The sequence below is a fragment of the Marinilactibacillus piezotolerans genome (assembly GCF_900169305.1).
GTDB classification, from domain to species: Bacteria; Bacillota; Bacilli; order Lactobacillales; family Carnobacteriaceae_A; genus Marinilactibacillus; species Marinilactibacillus piezotolerans_A.
Genome location: NZ_FWDP01000003.1, coordinates 210,878 through 231,546 on the forward strand (window position 1 = coordinate 210,878; position 20,669 = coordinate 231,546).

Below are 20,669 nucleotides of genomic sequence, written 5' to 3' on the forward strand. Positions count from 1 at the left end.
TTCTTTTTATTGTTTCTTTTTGTTGAATAAGAATACACCGAGACCGCTGCTCAGCAAGATGGCTCCGATCGTTCCTGTACCCACCATTGCCATTCCTGTTTGAGGAAGAAGACTGATTGCATTCGACTTTTCTACTTCAATCGTTTTTTCAATAGGTGTTTTTGTCTTATCATCCAATCTATTGTCTTCGACAACTTTATCTACATTGACAGGATTTTCTGCATTTGGTTCAGGAGTGACAGATTCTTCTACGGTAGGAGCTTCTGTTTCTTGGTTACCGCCGTCTGTTTCTGCCGGCGTGCCTTCATTTTGAGAGTTTTCCGCCGGATCGACCGGTTCCTCAACAGCTCCTTCTTCAACTGGTTGTTCCGGATCTGTTACCGGTGTTTCCGGATCTTCTGTCGGCTCCTCTTCAATCGGTGTTACCTGTTGCCCGCTGATCACACCGTTTTGAACCGTTAACTGGTACACTCGTTCTATATCATCATAAAAGTTGAACGTTAGATCGTATACACCGTCTGCCAGCAGCGATGTATAGTCTGGTAACAGCTGGATGATTCCCGCTTCCCTATCAGGTGCAAACTCGCGGCTATGTTCTAGATAGGTCCACCAGTTATTGTTAGAAACAATGTTTCCGTTCTGATCTCTTGAAACGATGGATTTCAATTGATTTCCGTTAAATTCTGTCGGGATGGACAGCGCTTCTCCCGCAACTCCTTGACTCTCCATCATGACTAGAGGATCTGTGTACATCAAAGTATGATACCAGTCAGCTCCGCTGGTGAATTGCATTCTTAGCGTAACACTATTTCCTGCTTCTCCTCCGGTCTGTTCAGCCAGACGAGCTAGATAAGATTCAGTCAACTGTACAACAGCAGATTCAACCGTATATTCCGCTCCTTTAATCAGCGGTACACCATCGACTTCTATCGCTGTCAGTTCATTGCCATTTAATGTCAGCGGAATCGAAACGCCGCCTTCTGGAACAGATTCTGACAGAAATTCAGTATCCAGTCCTGCAGCATAAGAGGATCTGCCATCCATTGAAGCTTCAATCATTTCTCCAAACTGTGCGTTCGACCACTCGTAGGTCGTTCGATTCAAATGCTGACCATTATCCCACAGCATGAGATTGATCCCTTTCTGATCCGCATAATAATTGATGAATTCCAGGAATTTAAGCGTTTCTCCCAGTCTATTGACGCCTATATTTTTATCAAATCCAAGCAAACCGTATTCACCGACCACGACACCAATTCCATTTTGTGTAAACGTATTGGCTACCCGATCGAAGACATTGATCAAACTGGTTCTAGCTGTCTCATCATCCCACAGAACTTCATCAAATTGAGTAATACCCAGGTTAGCACTATAGACCCACTCGCTATAATAATGCACAGTTGCTATAATATTCTGATCGTTGAAACCGATTATCTGATTATAGAGTGCATCCAGTTTGTTCTGTGCTGCATCGGTGACTAATGTAGGCAGAACCAACATTCTTTCTGCATTGTTACCACCAGAGTTGCGAACTAAATCGTAAAAGGTATCATTAATTGTCTCTAAGTAGGCAATCGCTGTTGCTTCTTCTCCATGAAATTGCGGTTCATTAATGGATTCGAACATGACACGTTCATCATAATCTTTGAAGCGTTCTGCCATTTGTTCCCATATTCGAACATATTTTTTGTAGGGTTCAGACTCTTTACTTCCATCCCAGCCTTCCAGCCAGATCCAAGAGTCGTGATGTACATTTACCATGACATATAAATCTTCTTCTAGAGCCCAATTGACCACTTCTTCGTAACGGTCTAAAAAGGCTTCGTCAAGCTGATAGTTTTCTTCCGCTCCGCCGACTCTCATGTGCGCCGTAAACGGAAGTCGAATACTGTCATATCCTTTTTCTTTGACCGTGCGAATCAACTCTCTAGTGACCACCGGGTTTCCCCAGGACGTTTCTCCTCTATCGGCTGCTTCATCGTATCCGTCAAATGTATTTCCCAGATTCCATCCGCTGCCCAACGCTTCTACATATTCCTGCGATGGGGTAGACGGTATCGTTTCTTGAGCTTGAACGGGGTGAGCAGTAACGGCAGGCGCTGCAAGTACAAGTGCTGCTAGTAAAGAAATCAATCTCTTCTTCATTCAGTTTTCCTCCTGGATATTGTGAGATAACTGCTTTTGATTAATCGATTCAACAACTTAGATACTGCTAATAAACCTTGTTCCGATTAGTATTCTGCAAGGCTGACCGAACATTATGCTTCAACCAATATTTTTACATCAAATGGTTTCAAATTCATTTGATGGTTTTCCGTTTCACCGGTCAAAAGATTACGGAAGTTTTCGAAAGGGGTCGTAACTATTTGTGCTTCTTCCGTATGATTCATAACAAAATAGTATGCCTTTCCTTCTTTTTCACGACTGGCGATTTCTACGCCTTCAGGGAGATTATCGTATCCTTGAATCCCTTTTTGGTCAAGGAGATTTCCAATTAATTCATTCAAGACCATTTGTTCCGGAACTGTTCCTACATACCAGGCTTCGCCTTTGCCGAATACATTTTTAGTGATCGCCGGCATACCTGCATAAAAATCAGACCCGTATTCTGCAATCACTTCTGCTCCTTCACTATGCATCAGGTCGCAAACCATTCTGCAAGAGAATTCTGACTGTGTAAATAATGCTTGCTCTGTGCGAATCTGATTCGTTTGACCTGGTGCTAATGCATCGATTTCTTCTACCCATACACCCAAGACGTTTCTTAATGGACCCGGGTAGCCGCCTAGATGAACATTATCACTTTTATCCACAATTCCACTCATAAAGGTTGTGACAAAGGATCCGCCCTGTTCAACGAACTGTTCGATTTTTTCAGCCAGATCTTCTTTCACCATATATAGAACAGGTGCCAGAATGACGTCATACTGTTCAAAATCGGAAGCCGTATGAATCATATCAACTGCCACTTGTTTATTGTAACAAGCATCGTAGTATTGCTGGATCTGATCAACATAGCGCAAGTCTACAGTCGGACCGCTGGTGTATTCCAAAGCCCAATAAGTATCCCAATCAAAGTAAATCCCCACTTTTGCTTTTGTTTCAGCGCCAATCAGTGTATCGCCGAGTTTTTCAAGCTCCGCACCTAGTTCTGCTGTTTCCCTGAACACTCGAGTATTTTCATGACCGGCATGTTCGATCACCGCACCGTGAAATTTTTCAACGGCGCCTTTTGAACGTCTCAGTTGGAAAAATTGAATCGTATCTGCACCATGAGCAATCGTCTGATAACTTTGCGCACGCATCTTTCCTGGTCTTTTTAATGCATTATAGGGCTGCCAGTTCTGCTGGCTTGGTGTCTGTTCCATCAGCATAAAGCTCTGACCGTCTTTTAACCCGCGCATCAGATCATGATTCATCGCTACGTTGCTTAACGGTGTATTGTAACTTGGGTAATTATCCCAGGAAACAACATCCATTTCTTTTGCCCATTTAAAGTAATCTAAGCCTTTATAGGTGCCCATTAAGTTAGTAGTGGCCGGCGTTTCCTTATCAAATTGACGAATAATATCTCTTTCCATTTTATAATTATCAAGAAGACTATCCGAATTGAATCTGCGGTAATCAATCGATAACCCCGCAAATGCCGCTGCAGTATCGCTGATGCCGTCTCCCAGATAGTTCGGAGGGATAATATCTTCAAAGCTGTAAAGTGTATGTCCCCAGAAATGCATATTCCAAGCTTCATTGACGGCTTCAATGGTTCCGTATTTATCTTTTACCCAGACACGAAACGCTTTCGCACAGTCATCACAGTAACATTCTCCACCATATTCATTGGAAATGTGCCATAGCTTGATGTTTGGATGGTCGCCATACCTTTCAGCCAATTTATAAACAAGCTGGCTGGCAAATCGTTTGAAATTCGGACTATTTGGGCAGTGATTATGACGATGACCGAAGCCATGCTTTCTACCTTCAAAATCGACTCTCGTCACATCCGGATATTTCCGGCACATCCAAGCGGGAAGTGCCGCAGTGGATGTAGCCAGAACGATATCATAATTGTCTTTTGCCAGTCCTTCGATAATCTCATCCAATTCTTCAAACTGATATTCATGTTCAGACGGTTGCAGTTTTGCCCATGAAAAGACATTGATCGTTGCAGAGTTAATGTGTGCTTTCTTAAAGATACGCAGATCTTCATCCCATATTTCTCTCGGCCATTGTTCAGGATTATAATCCCCGCCGTATAACATTCGGTCAAATAACGGTTTACTCATGCTGTTCCTCCCAATCATCATTTACTTCATCTATTTACGCTTTTAAAGTAACGGTTCCTTCTGTTCCATCTAAATAAATCGTCGTTCCCTGGTCCGTTGCTTCCTGATGTCCGTTCTCTACGTTTTCTACAGCTTGAACGTTATGAAGAATAACAGAATTAACCGTTAATCCTTTGGTGGAAATGGTATATGTCCTACCGTCAAACCGAATACTCGCTTTTCCTTTGTGCTGACCAGATTGATCGACAACATCTGCTTTCGCTTCAGCACCTTCTGATAATTCAAATACATGGAGCGTAACATCTTTTGTATAATCATATTCTGCCTGTTCTTCGCTCGCACCCTCAATGATCAGACTGTTCGGCTTGATCATCATTGGCAGTGTCATATAATTGTGGGTTTCGTGATACCATTTTCCGCCTTCGACAACTTGATTCGTTAAGAAATTCGTCCATCTTCCTTCAGGAACATAGTAACTGACCATTCCCTGATCGTTGAAGATAGGGGCCACTAATACAGCGTCTCCCAGCATAAACTGTCTATCTAATGCATGTGTAGAAGGATCATCTGGAAATTCCAGTACCATCGAACGCATCATCGGAATTCCTTTTGTCGCTTTGACCGCTTCGTTCATCAAGTAAGGCATCAATCTCAGTTTCAGCTTTGTAAATGTACGCGTAACAACCACTGCTTCTTCGTCATAAACCCAAGGTACTTTGTACTCCTTGCTTCCGTGATAACGACTGTGAGAAGACAATAGTCCAAACTGCGTCCATCGTTTATACAAGTCCGGCGTACAGCCTTCTTCAAATCCACCGATATCATGACTCCAGTAGCCAAACCCGCTCATTCCAAAAGATAATCCGGCTCTCAGAGATTCTGCCATTGAAGGGTAATCAGAAGTACTGTCTCCACCCCAATGTACCGGGAACTTTTGTCCGCCGACGGTTGCTGAACGGGCAAATACGACCGCATCTTGCTCTCCGCGTTTTTCTTTCAATAAGTCAAAGACAACTTGATTGTATAATTGCGCATAGTAATTATGCATTTTTTCCGGATCTGATCCATCATGATAGACAGCATCCACAGGAATCCGCTCACCAAAATCCGTTTTAAAGGAATCTACACCCATATCCATTAATCTGGACAGGTGGCTTCTATACCATTCGACAGCTTCTGGATTCGTGAAATCAACGATTGCTAACCCAGCCTGCCATCTGTCCCACTGCCATACATCTCCGTTAGGACGCTTGATAAAGTAGCCTTTTTCCATTCCGATATCAAATAAAGGAGATTTCTGACCTACATACGGATTGATCCATACACAGATCTTCAAGCCTTTTTCTTTCAGTCTTGTCAGCATTTTCTGAGGTTCCGGGAAAGTCCGTTTATCCCATTCGAAGTTGACCCATTCGTATTCTTCCATCCATAAACAGTCGAAATGGAAGACATCTAATGGAATATCTCGTTCGATCATACCGTCTACAAAATGTGTAACGGTCTCTTCATCGTATTCTGTTAAGAAAGAGGTACTCATCCATAAGCCAAAGGACCATGCTGGCGGCAATGTCGGCTTGCCTGTCAGCGTTGTATAATTTTCAAGCACTTCTTTCATTGTATCGCCAGCAATGATATAGTATTCCATCTCTTCACCAGGAACACTGAATTGAACGCGGGAAACTTTTTCGCTTCCGATTTCATAACTGACTTTTTTAGGACTGTTTACAAACACACCATATCCGCGATTCGTCATATAGAAAGGAATGTTTTTGTAGGCTTGTTCTGTTCCAGTACCGCCATCTGCGTTCCAGATATCAACAGTCTGGCCATTTTTAACAAACGAGGTAAACCGTTCGCCTAAGCCGTAGATCAATTCGCCGACGTCAATCGTCAACTGTTCACTGATATACGCTTGTTTCTCAGGCAAATTCTTAACATACGCTTGTCCTCTGGATTTGCTGGAGGTCAAGACTTTGCCGTCTTTTTCAAACGTTATCCCGTACTGACCGTTTTTACTGATACGAGCCGTCAAGGCACCGCTTTTAACAGACGCAAAGGCTTCCTCATCTTTGATTTCAACTGTCGGATTTCCTTTTGACAGTTCAAAATTCGGTCCTTTAGAAGCTGTACCTTTATGGTGATAAACTTTTACACCAATAATGTTTTCATGGGGAGACGACAGTTCCACCGTCATCAGTCCGCCATCCAGGGTAGCTCCTTTATCTGCAATGTATCTGAATGGTGCATAAGCCGTTAATGTATCCTCTGTTTTGCGTGTTGCATATACATGAGCTGGATAATCTACCTCAAAACCTTCTTTTACCAGCCATCCGCCGTCTAAAAATTTCATCGATTCACTCCTCGTTTAACTGTTCTCCATTTTGTTTGATGATGTCTTTGTACCAGTAGTAACTTTTCTTGGGAATTCTGCTTAAGTCTTTTTCATCTTGCTCTGTTCTGTTGATGTAGACAAAGCCGTAGCGTTTTTTATATCCATTCAGCCAGCTGAGCAGGTCTGTAAACGACCAGGCACAGTATCCAATCATTTCTACGCCATCTGTGATGGCTTTTTTCATCTCTACCAGATGCTGATTCAAATAGTCGATTCGGTAATCATCTTCTATAGTACCGTCTTCTGTAACGATATCTTTCGCTCCAAGTCCATTTTCTGTAACGAAAATCGGCAGGTCGTAGCGCGCATAGACTTCTCTTAACGCTAAGCGGAAACCAACAGGGTCAATCTCCCATCCCCATTCAGTTTTTTCCAGATAAGGATTTTCTACAGATTGGAACATGGGAATCTCAGGACTTTGTGATTGTTCTTCTCTCGGCTGCATCAAGTAAGGATCTGTCGAAGAGAAAGCTTTTTCTCCTGCCTCTTTTTTGGAATCATTTTCCTGAGAAGGCTTTTCAAGCTTATTTTGTTTCACTGTTCCGCCGTGATAATAATTGATGCCCATAAAATCAGGCTTCGCTTGTTTCAAAAGTACTTCATCTTCTGGAAGTACAGTCGGTGCGATACCTTTTCTTTCCAGCTGCTTAAAGGCTGCGACCGGGTATCGTCCTTTGCAGTACACATCTAACCACCAGCTGTTGTTAAATTCCTTGGCATTCTCTGCAGCCAGTACATCACTTGGGTCAGCCGATAAAGGATAGACAGGTCCATAACCAAAACTCGGCCCGATTTTTCCCTGCGGAACCATTTTTCTGAATAAGCGAATAGCTTCTGCGTTTGCTAAATTTACAATATGATTCGCTTCAAACATGCGTTTTGTATCCGTCACATTAGGTGGATGCGATGCCCAGCGGTAGCCCATGCTGGTAAAAACATTCTGTTCATTAAAGGTAACCCAGTATGTCACTTTTTTACCTAATCGTTCAAAAAGGACTCGGCAGTATTCTTTAAAGGCAGCTATCGTTTTTCTGGATTCCCATCCTCCATAATTTTCCTGCAGTTTAAGCGGCAGATCCCAGTGATACAATGTTAATACAGGCTCTATTTCATACTTCAGCAACTCATCTACGAGATCTTCATAAAACTTCAAGCCAGCTTCATTAACGTCACCTTCGCCATCAGGAAGAATTCTTGCCCATGACACTGAGAAACGATACGTTTTCAGCCCCATTTCTGCCATCAATTTGACATCTTCTTTATAGCGGTGATAGTGATCAATTGCTACATCACCATTGGTTCCTTCATAGGTTTTGCCTTCTATTTTTGTAAATTCATCCCAGACGGATGGGCCTTTACCCTCAGCGTCAAAGGCTCCTTCTATCTGATATGCAGCGGATGCTGCACCCCACAGAAAATGCTTCGGGAATGATTCAAGTGATTCGTGATACATTAAATGATCCTTTCTGCTGCTGTTTTCGGGTCTATATTTTCTTTTAAAAACCCATAAGCGCCTATAATTCCTGCATCGTTTTTAAATGCAGCCGTTTCAATCTCCGTTTCAAAGTCTACCCAATGCGGATTCTCTTTCAGCTTTTCTCTGACTCTTGGAAGCAGGGTTGGATCTGCGCTGATACCGCCGCCGACAATCAGTTTTTCCGGGGTATAACATACGATTACATTGAACAGAGCAAAGGCCAGATCGCTGATCCACTCCTCAACGATCTGAGCGGTTTCAGCATTGCTGGACTGTTCGGCCATGATATCCTGTGCATCAACTAGAACGGACGCTTCGATCTGCTTTTTATCTTTATATCGTTTGATCAGTGCTGCCGTAGAAACCAGTTCGTGCATTGTATCGTCTGGGCGGCTTTTGATATCCATTCTCATCATGCCGAATTCTCCCGCTTGATACGTTTTCCCATACAACATTTTTCCATCGTAGGCAATCGCTCCGCCGATCCCGGTTCCAATCGTAACAAGAACTACATCCTGCAGCCCCTTCGCTTTGCCTGAAGTCATCTCAGCCATCAAAGCGCATTTTGCATCATTTTCTACGTAGATCGGATAAGAAAATGTTTCTGCCAGCAGCTCTTTTAAGTTTTTTCCATACAGATGCTTGACTGCACCGGCAGTAATAAAATAACCTGTGCCTTTCTCGACTGTTCCAGGAACGCTTAATCCGATCCCTTGCAGTCGATGATTTTGTTCAAATTTTTTTATGATATGAACTAAAAATTGTACAAATTCTTCTGTAGAAGAATGAATCGTTGCCGCCGATCCTTTTTCAACGATGAGGCCTTCATTGACTAAGGCGTACTTGATGTTTGTTCCGCCAACATCAAAACATACATAACTCATACTTTTCTTTTCACTCCTTTAAAGCAAGCAATCTTTATTTTTGGAACTGCCTGCTTCAGAAAATGCTTTTTTGTATTCAGTTCTTTAAGTAAATAAAACGGCCACTCGTTTGTTCATTCAGCTGAAAAAATTGCTAACTGAATGCTTTACAAATGGCCGTTTCACTTTATTTCGTTATTCTACTTCTCCCTCCCAAAGTTCAATTCTATTATGAATATAACCTGTCATTTCTTCATTCGCTTCTTCAATTCCCATTGCTTCAAGCTCTGTTTGCATTTCGTCCCAGATTGCATCGAAATCGTCTGGACTTGCTAGAATCGCTTCGGTTACTTTTTGCGTTGTATAATCATCTGCTCTTTGTTGTACAACATTTACTTGACTGCTAGTCGGTAATGGAAGTTCCCAAGCTCTGCCGTGAGCTGGCTGCCCTAGATCTTCAGGAGCCGGGAACAGATCGACCCATAATTCAGCACCGTAAGCATCCAGCGTTTCTATTTCTGCTTCTACCATATTTTTACGAATGTCTTCTTTCGCTGTACGTGTTACCGGTTGCCCATTAGAATCCATTTTACCTGACCCCCATTGTGGGAACGGATGAACATAGTGACCCACACCTGTTTCAAGAGCGTAGTTAGAATTTGTTTGAGCATTCTCGCGGTCCTCGTCTGTCTGAACTCTCATACCGTCAACGATTTCGTAATTGACCCCTTCAATTCCCCAGTTGGTTAAGATTTGTGCTTCTTCAGACGCCATCCAGTTCAAGAAGTCAAAAGCTTCTTCTTTGTGTTCAGAATCTGCACTGATGGATACTCCCGTACTTCCTGTAAAGCCGTAGTCTCTTGTACTTTGAGCCACATATTCTTCTCCTAGTGTTACAGGAAGCGGTGCCCATAGACTCCAGTCTTTTCCTTCTCCTCTAAGAGCTGCTTCAGCTGATGAAATATTCCAGTCTTGATCTGCAATACCCAATACTCTACCGGAAGAAAGCTTAGAGATATACGTATCATGTGTATGAGTAAAGGATTCAGGATCCAAAAGTCCTTTTGCATTCATTCCATTTAACCATTTAAAGTACTCTTTGATTTCTTCTCTTTGGAACTTGTAAGTTGTTTCCCCACTGCTTTCATCTACATGCCATTGTCCATCGTTTGAGAATCCGGATACGAAGGAAGCTGGGTCTCCTACTGTGATCAGCCAGCGCCAGTCACTTCCCGAAAGGGTCATCGGAATCCACTCTTGACCATCTTCCGTTGTTGGATTTTTTTCAAGAAAGTCTACCAAAGCGTTTTCATAATCTTCCAACGTTTGAATATCAGGATAGCCTTGTTCTTTAAGAAGGCCTAACTGCATCATCATTGTTCCGCTGGTTTCTAGGTATTTATTTTCTACACCGCCGGTTCCCAAGTGATAAATTTGCGGATCGTCTAAACTGTTTTGCAGACGAGTCAGCTGATCGCCGTACATTGCTTTGATGTTATCGCCGCGCTCTTCAATCATTTGATCTAAGGGCTCAAGTGCTCCAGCATCGATCAGCTGGTTCAAACCGCCTTTACCAAATATCATATCTGGATAATCCCCACTACCGATCATTAAAGCGACCGCTTCCAGATCGTCTCCGCCGACTGGATAAGATATATCTAATTTAACACCGGTTCTTTCGGTAATTTCTTCTGCGACCGGATTTGTAAAGGGATCGTCTTGTGTTGCATCTGCACTGAACATGGTCAATGTCAATGGACCGTCACTGCCTGCTTCAGAAGAACCTGATTCTTCTGCGCTGCCGCACGCGGATAATACTAATGCACTGGATAGTACGATAGAGCCGAAAATTTTCTTTGAGTTCATTTTGTTTTTCCTCCTGAGTGTTTTTAACTTTTAACTGCTCCTAATGTAAGACCTGAAACAAAATATTTCTGCAAGAATGGATAGACGATTACGATGGGTACGGTTACAATTATAGTCGCTGCCATTTTGATAGATTCTGGTGTTGTTCGGATCATTGCTCCTTCCGTCTGATTTAAACTATTCACACTGTTTGAAGTCATGGACTGGGCATTCCCTAATATCTGCATGAGTTCATACTGCAATGTCGTAAGATTTGCATTGGCTCCCGCATATAGATAGGTATCAAACCAGTTATTCCATTGTCCTACTGCTGTAAATAGTGCTACTGTAGCCAGTACCGGCATACACAGCGGCATGATGATTCTCAAGAATATCGTGATATCATTCGCACCGTCGATTCGTGCTGACTCTTCCAGTGCATCTGGCAATCCGTCAATAAAGGAACGAATCACAATGACATTAAATGCGTTCAATAGTGCCGGAACGATGTAAACAGCAAATGAATTCATCAGCCCTACGCCTCTTATAACTAGGTAAGTAGGCACTAAACCTCCACTTACATACATCGTTAAGACCAGGAGCACCCCAAGCGGTCTTCTGAAGATAAATGATTTTCTGCTCAGAATATAAGCCAGGACCGCACAACTGAACGTTGCGGTAATCGTTCCTATAACCGTTCTCAACACTGAGTTCTGGAAAGCCAAGAACCAGTTATTATTCCCTGAGAAAATCTCTTTATAGTTCTGCAAAGTAAAATCTCTTGGGAAAATCGTCAATCCGCCACGAGCTGTATCCACTGCATTGTTTAAAGAGACGGCCATAACATGTAAGAAGGGATATAAGGTAACTACCACTACACCAAGCATGAATAATCCTATAACGACATCCACACCGGTCGGACGCTTATTCCATTTTCTCTTCTTCTTGATTTTCAATTTCTTTTCCGCTTTATCTACTACTGTAGTATCCATTTTTATCCTCCTTTCTACATGACTGAAATGTCACTGGTTTTTTTAGCGATTCTATTGAACGTAAAGATTAAAATGATAGAAATAACCGATTTGAAAATTCCGATAGCTGTACCGAACGAGTAGCGGAACATGCTGATACCGTAATCTAAAGCATATTTTTCTATAACAATTGCTGCATCTGCTACAATGTTGTTTCCTAAAAGCATTTGTCTTTCAAAACCAATATTGATAACGTTCCCAATATTCATGATCATAAGAATGATGATGATCGGCTTGATCGCCGGCAAAGTAATGTGCCACATCTGCTGGAATCGATTCGCGCCATCTACGTGAGCTGCTTCGTACATTTCTTCGTTGATACTTGTCATTGCCGCCAAGTAAATGATTGCATTCCACCCTGTTGACTTCCAGACTTCTGCTCCCGTAACGATTCCCCAGAACATATTCGGGCTGGACATAAAATTGATCGGTGAATCAATCAGGTTTAAAAACTGCAGGATATTGTTGACGATTCCTGTATTGGCTAGCACTGTGGTCACCAAATTGGCTACTACTACCCAAGATACAAAGTGAGGTAGATAAGAAATTGTCTGAGTAAACTTTTTGAACTTTGAGAATCTCAGTTCATTAAGCAGTAAAGCAAAGATAATTGCTGTACCTGTTCCGAATACAAGTCCTAAAATCCCCATTCCTAAAGTATTCTTAAGTGCCGTATAAAATAGCGAGTCATTAAAAAGTGTGATAAAGTGATCGATGCCGACCCATTCTGATCCGAAAAATCCATTTTGCGGTTTATAATCCTGGAAGGCGACCAGCCAGCCTATTAGCGGTGTATAAGCGAATACGACTAACCATGCCACAAAGGGGATTGAAAGAAAGATCAGTAGTTTCTGTTGTTTGATTCTTTTCCACGTTATCTTCTTTTTAGGGGTTTTCTTCAGTCTGCCTTTGAGTTGACTTTGCTGTTCCACTGTTGTCGCTTTTGACGACTCCATGCATACCACCCTTTCTTTTATTTGTCTTCTTGTAACTATCATAATTGAGAACGTTTTCAAATAATACCGTACAAATCCGCTTCCAACATAGTAAAATCTGGACACTTTTAACCGTGTCCAGATTCTACTACAGTAATTCGTCAAAGGCATTAAACAGTTCTTGCAGTTTATCATCTGATGCTTTAAATTCTGTTCGGCCGTCTTTTAAAACGATATAGCTGTCTTCGTTTTCTATTGGAATAAATTCGACTCGTTCTGAGACTGTCTGACCGTCATTTAAATAGTGGTAGTCTATGGTAATCGTACTTTCGGCCTCGTCTATACCAGCTAACTCTTCTGGTGTGGCCTTTTCACTATAAGATAATCTGGCTAAATACTGATACTTTCTTCTGAAAATCTCACCGTCGATTTCCTGTTCATTTAAGTAGAACGTACTATTCAAGGTGGTTTCTTCTGCTTCATTCAATGCCAGTTCATGTTCGGCTTCAATTACATATTCTGTCTCTTCTGTTTTAATGGTTACCGTTTGGACGGCATTCAAAGGAATCAAAGCAATGAAATTATCGACAATATTCAAGGGTTCAAACGTATACTGTGCCAACAACTGATTCGGTACTAAATAATGCTGGTTTTGTTCCTTTAACGTTACAGGCGTATACCGACCATCCTCAGATTCGCCAATCATCAATGTTTCCTGTTCTTGTCCATTTTTTAATATAATGGTCTGAACTGGATTTGCTGCAGGTGTATCTGCTGCAGGTCCTCTAAGCTGATAAAAGCTTCCCAGCAATTTCTCCATCCATTGGTATTCAATTGAAAAGGGCGTTTCATATACATCATGTAAATACCATCCGCTGATAAAGGGCAGTTTTTCCACTTCGTTCAACGTCGTTTCCTGATTCAAGCGAACGGTTTCTTCTCCCTCATTGAATTCGATCTCAGTCAGCTCATTTAATCCAATTGCTATAGGTTCCTCTAAAAAGCTGGTATCAAACGGCTGTAATGACAAGGGCAGCTCTTCCACTTTAAATGTCTCTTCACTTACATTGATGTAATGCTGTTCATTGCTGCTCCAGACTTCCAAGGTAAAGTCATTTTCTTCATTACTCAGTTGAATAGAAACAGCTCCATCTGCTGGGCTCTTGGTCTCTGTTGGGACCCCTTGCAAGCTGAACAACTCATCTACAAAAGTAGAGATAGAAGGTGTATGAGGATTCTCCAGCCCTTCAGCAACCCACTCTCCATTCTGATAAGTTAATTCAATCATATCTTCTTCCGTCGCAACATCTAAACTACGAACAGGAAATTCTTCAGGAATGACGTAGCTTCTCTGTTCTGCTTCAGTTATTTCTGTCTCAGTTTCAGATTCAGTTTCTGAATTACTGTCTGAACTGCTTTGATCACAACCGGCCGCTAGTAACAGCAGTGCAGCCAGCGTCAGGCAATACATTTTTTTATGTTTCATGATCTGTCCTCCCAGTATTCGCAAACTGTACTTTTAATTTTTCCAAAATCGGATGTGTCCCTCGCATAAAGTAGTAAACGGTTATCGAAAACAGCATCAAGACGGCATAAGTGAAAAACCCGTATAAGATAACCGAAAAAGCAAAAAGGATAGAAATAATCGATAAGCTGTTCCGCTTATTCTGATAAAGCAATATGATAGAAAAGATGATCAGATTTCTGACAGTCACTTCAAACCTTGCTAGTATGGAAAAAGCATACACTCCTGACAGAAGCACCAGCAGAAAGGCAATGACGCTGATAACGGTCAAAATGATCCATCCATTATTTAATACGAATAGAATATCTACACTTAATATCAGCAGGACAATCAGTAAAACTGCCCAATATTTTGTACTTTCTTTGAAGTTATTCTTATAAGCTCTCCAATAATCAGTAGTCGGATTAATGCTTTTCTCTCTATGCAGCTTTCCCATTGAGTAAAATAACGCTGTCAGACTGGGACCTGTCGGGATCATTGCGGCTGCGTAAATCAGCAGGTTAGAAATGCTAACTGGAAAAAGGATGAGGACCCCCAAAATCAATATGTTGCTCAGCAGAAAATAGAGATTGGTCATGAAAAAATAATAGATATACTGGGTAATCTTGTATAGTAGTGTGTCCGTTGACTGCTTGTTATTCATTCCATTTCCTCACTTTTCCAATTTTTCTGGTACTCTTTTGGACTCATCCTAAATGTCTTCTTGAACTTCTTATGAAAATAATCATAGTTGGAATATCCCACCAACTTGGCAATCTCATAAACATACATCGTCTCATCCTGCAGTAGTTTCTTAGCCTTCTCCAGTCTCTTGTTATCCAGATACGTATGGTAGCTCAAAGACGTTTCCGCTTTGAACTTCTTACCCAAGTAAGACTGACTGTAGTTGAATTGCTGAGCCAGTTCTTTCAAGCTCAGGTTCAAATGATAATTTTTCGCTGTGTAGCGCTTGATCTCTTCCACAATATCCTGCTTTTCATTCGTCTCATAAAAAAATCGGCCAAAGTCATAAAAAATATACTTCAAAAATTTTGCAGTCTGCAGAATCGATTTCTCTTTCCAGATGATCGATAAAATTTTATCCTTTTCAATTTCCTTGACCGGTTTATTCATACTCTCTTCTAGAAATGCAACACAGTCCAGAAACAGAACAGACCATTCTCTTTTGACTCTATCAGCCTCCTGGTGAGCTGATCTGAAGTACTGTACAAACTGATCAATCACCTCTTCAATCGCCTGCTTCTGATTATCTTTGATAGCCATTTTAAGATGAAACAACAAGTTGCGGTCGCTCAAATCTGACTCTTCTGTCCGTATGGCATCTGGTGTGATGATCCAGTTATCTGGATAGAAATACCGCCTGCTATTTAATTGAAGAATTTCTTTGTACAATACCGGCAATTCGGAAATCTGATATATCTCCGAGCTTACAGCCGCTTGCAAGTTTCTCTTTATAAATTCTCCCCTGATCAATGCAGAATTATTCTGTGCTGATCCATCACAGATGAGTAAAAACAGGCTTTCTCCGTAGTTATAAGCAAAAATCTTGGAAGCATCCAGCTGTTCCTGAAACAATAAGCAGTCCTGCTCTGTATACTGTTTGTTTTCATTTTTCACTTCCAGCAGTTGAAAGCTTTTATAGTCTTCCAGCATAGCCAGTGTCTGACTTGTATTCCTATGAAAGATAAACGAAAATATCTGCTGGTTCGTCAGGTAATCCTGAAAAGTCTTCTGCTCTCTTTTTTCTTTAGACTCTCTGTCAATTTGTTTTTTGACTCTATCCAAAACTTCCAGCAGCTCATTTTCATCGATTGGTTTCAATAAATAATGAAATGTTCCTAGTGAAACAGCATTTTGAGCATACTTAAAGTCTGAATAGCCGGATAACACAATATATTTTGCTCCATTATCCAGTTGTTTCGCTTTTTCGATCATCTTCAATCCATCTAATCCCGGCATTTTTACATCTGTTATGACCAGATCCGGATTTTTCTCTTCAATCATTTTCAGCCCGGACAATCCGTTTTCAGCAGAACCGATCACTTCAAATCCTTCTTCGCTCCAGTTAATAATGTACTCCATTCCTTCTCTAACGATTGGTTCATCATCAACTAGAATCACTGAATACATTATTGATCACCTTCCTTGTTTTGATTTATGGGAATACTGATGGTAACGATTGTTCCTTTGCCTGCTTGGCTGTCTATTTTCAATCCATACGGCGGTCCATAGCGATAAAGAATCCGCTGATGTACATTGGCAATCCCAATATGATCCGTATCATGATCAGCTTCAAGAGAAGATCGGATTCTCTCGAGTGTTTGTTCTGAAATGCCCACGCCATTATCAATAATCGTTATAATCAATTGCTGATGGCTCTCGTGAACACGAATTTTGATCATGCCTTTACCTACTTTAGGTTCAATACCATGAATAAATGAATTTTCTACGATAGGCTGAATGATCAGCGGCATGATCAGCGGATCTTGTTCTGCATCGTTGACGATCGTGTATTCAATCTGATCGCCGAATCTTAATTTCTGTATTTTTAAATAGGTTTTGATAAATTCCAACTCTTCGCTCAGCTTGGTGCTGCCCTGCTTGCTTTCTAACGCTTTGCGCATGAGCTTGCTGAGAATCGTGACAATCTCAGCAACTTCCCGGTCTTTATTTTTTAATGCTTTCATTCTGATCATCTCTAACGTGTTATATAAGAAATGCGGATTGATCTGGCTTGCCAGCATTTTGTACTGAGCATCTTTGATCTGCAGCTGCCAGTTTTTCTCTCTCACAACATGCTCATAATTGATTTGAATCAATTCTTCAATACTTTTTGCCGTTACAGCAAGCTGATTGTATACATCTGACAGTTCATCATTTCCATTGATTGTCGGCGGTATTGAAAACTGTCCATTTGAGACCATATTCATGGCTTCTTTTAAGCGGATGATCCGACTGTTGAAGGTTCGAATAAAGATGATCAACATCAAAATACTAATCACCAATACACCAATCACGATCCAGTAGGCAAGTCTTAAATCCTTATTGACGTCTCTTAGAATGCTATCCGTTGGAACAACGCCAATAACCTGCATTTGAGCATCCAAAGTTTTAGGGACTTGCACATTCCGAATATTCAATGTGAACTCACCTTGCGGAAAGTCTGTGTTTTGTACACTATGATTTCCTTCTGCCGACTCGACGCTATTCAGCAAGGGAACATACCCGCTGTAAGCTTGCACGATATCTGGTGTTTCCGGATAGCTGAAAATCGGCGTCTGACTGTCCAGCGTAATAAAGACGCTGCTCGCAGAGTCCGCCAAGAGATTGCGAATCATCTGATCATTTACTGCAATAGCCAGCAACCCGACAAACTGGTAATCCTGATAAACAGCTCGTACCAGATTCAAATGTGTTTTCCCAGTCACTGGGTCCTCGATCTGCATCCAAAGAATCTGTCCACTGCGTGAACGACCTCTTTGATACCACTCTTTGTTCGCTATATCTTCGTTTACCGGGTATATGCCTGTGGTACTTGTCAGTGAAGGGTTTTCGACATAAAAGCGAATATGCTGGATTTCATCATAATAACGCAGATAGTCCTCAAACATGCGGTAACCATTATATGCCTGATACACTTCAAAAGGAGACTCATAAACAGTCTGAACTAGATCTACCAGTTCTTCATCCTGATAAATCCAGTCTGATACACGGATCACAGAGGAAAGAATCGTGGTATAGTCTGTTCGGATCCGCTCATTGTTGTTCTCGATTTCTGCCATTTTGTTGTCAATCAAATTAGTTCTAATACTAGATGTTAGATAAATGCCTACTAATAAAATCGGAATAATCAAAATAACCAAATAAGAGCCCAGCAGTTTTTGCTTTATCGAAATATAGGGTCTACTGTTTAACCTTTTCATTATTTGGTACCACTCCTCGATCAGTGAAGCGAATTTCTAGTGTTATTGGTTCGTCTGCAGTCAGGTCCAGTTTTTTAGATGACGTTTCCCATTCGTACTGGTCTTGCAGCTGAATCGTTAACTGCACAGCATGAGATGCTTCCAGTTCAATTTCACTTTGGCCTTTTTCTAAATCCCAAGTCAATTGATTAACCTTTACCCCATCCGGCAGCCGCACTCCTTTTAACGTTCCGCTGCTCATCCAGCATGGAACAGCTTTAAAAAGTGTAACGACTCCCGCTTTTTCAACATAAATCAAAGAGTCATGCAGAACTTTCGGCAAGGAACCATTCGCATCCATATTGAATACTTCTCGGTTATTATAATGACTCGTCGCTAAAGAGGAATAAAATGCCTGATTGGTTGCTAATGCTTCTAAAGAAGCTTCTACGATTTCTTTCCGTTCCAACGCAATCGCGCACATCGCTGCATGCATTCGACCATGAGAGGAGCTTGTATCGCCATTCTCATTTAACAGCCAAGCCTCGATTCTCTCGTCAAATGCTCTGTGGGCCGCTTGCCATAACTCAGGAGTTTCCTTGGTGATCTCTTTGGTCTGGAAGACAGGATATAAATTAGAAAAATGTCGATGATTAGGATTTTCTTTCGCCTGGTCATCAATCCATTCTTTCAGCACGCCTTCTTCATTGATCCGGTAGTCCGGCAGCTGCTGCAGCAACGTTTCATACTTGCTTGGGAACGATTTTCCTAATATGTGATAAGCCTGTTTTAGATACCCTGCCGCAGCTTTAATCACCGCAACATCCATCGTAGGCGTATCACCCATTCCATTTTCAGCGGAATAACTGGGACGGATAACCGCTTCCCCCTGTTCAATCATCAGAAAATCTTCGTAGAACTGTAACGTTTCAATATAAAAAGGAATGGCAGTCTCTTTTAAAAAGGTCTTATCTAACGTATATTCATAGTATTCATTATAGAAATAAGCAAACCAGCCTGCTCCAGAAGTCCAGAAGATCAGAGGCCATTCGCTGTTCCAATGGACGTGTACAGCATGTGTGCTGGCATGAACAGGCATTAAATATCCCCTGCAGCCAAAATATTCCATCGCATTTTTCTTGAAGTCTGGATCGTACTCTTTCATTCTGCTGAACAAGCCGTCATAGTGCTCAAACAGACCTAATCCGGCAAACGAAGCAATTGCCAGCTGGACATTGGTATCCAGAGTATAGTCCCCGCTCCAGGCTGGTGAAAAGTCTCCTGCCCATATTCCCTGCAGGTTCGGCAGTGCACGACCGCTCATCGACTGTATAAAGTATCGACTCGCATCATACAGCTTTTCATACAAGACAGTCGGCACCTCACCTGACTTTTCCATCTTTTCTATGAGCGTTTCAAAGGACAGTGTACGTTTTTTTGAATCTGCAAGGTTCAGTTCGATCTGGTTATAGACTTGCTGGAATTGAGTGGTATGTTCTTCAAGTATCTGTTTGAAGTCTCCCAGCTCAAGCACTTCCTTATCCGGCTTGATCGATATTTTTAACTGGACTTTATATACTTCTTCAAAGCTGATTGAGTCATTTTCTGCTTGAACCGTTCCTTTATCAGTCGTCCAGTTCAAATAGACATCATAGTATGTATCGTCCACATAGCGGTTCTTTTGCAGAATGGTTTGTCCAGTTACAGTCTGATATGTTTGAACGATGCCGTGCTCCTGATAATCCTTAAATGAGACGGATAACTGGAATGGTTGATTTGACTGAATCTCAAAAAACAACCCTCGTTCAGCTTTAGAAGAAAAGACGGTTTTCTCAAATTTCTGGCCTGTTTCGGTCGTAAAGACTTCAGAAGCTGTTCCTTTTTCGTAATTTAACCATCTAATATACTCCGTCGGATTTAACGGTTCATTATGATTCAAAACAAACAGCAATTCACTAGCGGGATGAACAGGATCACTCATGGTCAAATCTGTATACCCTTTCATTTGTGCTTCTTTGAAATAGTACTCGATGCCCGCTTGGTAGCCTTCCTCTTTGATGATTTTTCTAAGCTCTGGTAACTGATGCGCTAAATTGGGAATCTGATCTTTGACTTTTTTCTTTAAAAATAAATGATGATGATTCGCTATTAGGTGAAAAGAATGAGGATCTCCAAACAAAATACCGCCTGATTCGCCATTCCCAACAAAATATCCTTCTTGCCATTTTTCTGCTGACTGAGTACTCCATATCCCTTTTTCTGGAAACTGAAACATCCTGTACACTCCTTGTATTTGCAAACGCTTAATTTTTATAAAAGTATACCACACTAATCATGAACTTTATAGACAGGATTTTCTGTAATATGTAAATTTTGTTATAATTTTTATATAAAAGATGGGTTTATCAAAATAAAG

General features: G+C 41.4%; 13 protein-coding genes. All 13 read right to left on the minus strand.

The genetic code is table 11. The features are described 5' to 3' along the window. Positions 1–6: 6 nt before the first annotated feature. The 13 genes from B6F02_RS02855 to B6F02_RS02915 all read right to left on the minus strand — a co-directional run bounded on the left by B6F02_RS02855 (position 7) and on the right by B6F02_RS02915 (position 20,528). Positions 7–2,145 (minus strand): cellulase family glycosylhydrolase, encoded by a 2,139-nt coding sequence (locus tag B6F02_RS02855; RefSeq protein ID WP_080145898.1) that lies wholly within the window; start codon positions 2,143–2,145, stop codon positions 7–9. Between the two features lie 113 nt (positions 2,146–2,258). Further along, a complete protein-coding gene (locus tag B6F02_RS02860; RefSeq protein ID WP_080145899.1) occupies positions 2,259–4,283 on the minus strand; it encodes a beta-galactosidase in 2,025 nt (674 codons plus the stop codon). A gap of 34 nt (positions 4,284–4,317) precedes the next feature. Further along, the gene (yicI, locus tag B6F02_RS02865) at positions 4,318–6,633 is read right to left on the minus strand and encodes an alpha-xylosidase (protein ID WP_080145900.1); all 2,316 of its coding nucleotides are present in this window, start codon (positions 6,631–6,633) and stop codon (positions 4,318–4,320) included. Positions 6,634–6,637: 4 nt separating this feature from the next. Next, complete coding sequence (locus B6F02_RS02870; protein WP_080145901.1) at positions 6,638–8,128, minus strand: glycoside hydrolase family 1 protein; 1,491 nt, start codon at positions 8,126–8,128, stop codon at positions 6,638–6,640. After that, positions 8,128–9,036, minus strand: a complete 909-nt coding sequence (locus B6F02_RS02875; RefSeq protein WP_080145902.1) for an ROK family protein — start codon at positions 9,034–9,036, stop codon at positions 8,128–8,130. The genes B6F02_RS02870 and B6F02_RS02875 overlap by 1 nt, the downstream gene beginning before the upstream one ends. Before the next feature lie 174 nt (positions 9,037–9,210). Continuing rightward, positions 9,211–10,881, minus strand: a complete 1,671-nt coding sequence (locus tag B6F02_RS02880; RefSeq protein WP_080145903.1) for an ABC transporter substrate-binding protein — start codon at positions 10,879–10,881, stop codon at positions 9,211–9,213. A gap of 23 nt (positions 10,882–10,904) precedes the next feature. Continuing rightward, on the minus strand, positions 10,905–11,852 hold the full coding sequence (locus B6F02_RS02885) for a carbohydrate ABC transporter permease (protein WP_080145904.1): 948 nt from the start codon (positions 11,850–11,852) through the stop codon (positions 10,905–10,907). A 14-nt stretch (positions 11,853–11,866) separates the two neighbouring features. After that, positions 11,867–12,847, minus strand: a complete 981-nt coding sequence (locus B6F02_RS02890) for an ABC transporter permease (RefSeq protein ID WP_080145905.1) — start codon at positions 12,845–12,847, stop codon at positions 11,867–11,869. Between the two features lie 127 nt (positions 12,848–12,974). After that, the gene (locus tag B6F02_RS02895; RefSeq protein WP_080145906.1) at positions 12,975–14,312 is read right to left on the minus strand and encodes a hypothetical protein; all 1,338 of its coding nucleotides are present in this window, start codon (positions 14,310–14,312) and stop codon (positions 12,975–12,977) included. Next, positions 14,302–14,994, minus strand: coding sequence for a DUF624 domain-containing protein (locus tag B6F02_RS02900; RefSeq protein ID WP_080145907.1), 693 nt, complete (start codon positions 14,992–14,994; stop codon positions 14,302–14,304). Before B6F02_RS02900 ends, B6F02_RS02895 begins: the two co-directional genes overlap by 11 nt. Beyond that, entirely contained in the window at positions 14,991–16,481 is a 1,491-nt protein-coding gene (locus B6F02_RS02905; protein WP_080145908.1) for a response regulator transcription factor, read from the minus strand. The genes B6F02_RS02900 and B6F02_RS02905 overlap by 4 nt, the downstream gene beginning before the upstream one ends. Beyond that, the gene (locus tag B6F02_RS02910) at positions 16,481–18,274 is read right to left on the minus strand and encodes a histidine kinase (protein ID WP_080145909.1); all 1,794 of its coding nucleotides are present in this window, start codon (positions 18,272–18,274) and stop codon (positions 16,481–16,483) included. The genes B6F02_RS02905 and B6F02_RS02910 overlap by 1 nt, the downstream gene beginning before the upstream one ends. Then, a complete protein-coding gene (locus B6F02_RS02915; protein ID WP_080145910.1) occupies positions 18,255–20,528 on the minus strand; it encodes a glycosyl hydrolase family 95 catalytic domain-containing protein in 2,274 nt (757 codons plus the stop codon). Before B6F02_RS02915 ends, B6F02_RS02910 begins: the two co-directional genes overlap by 20 nt. Between the last annotated feature and the right edge of the window lie 141 nt (positions 20,529–20,669).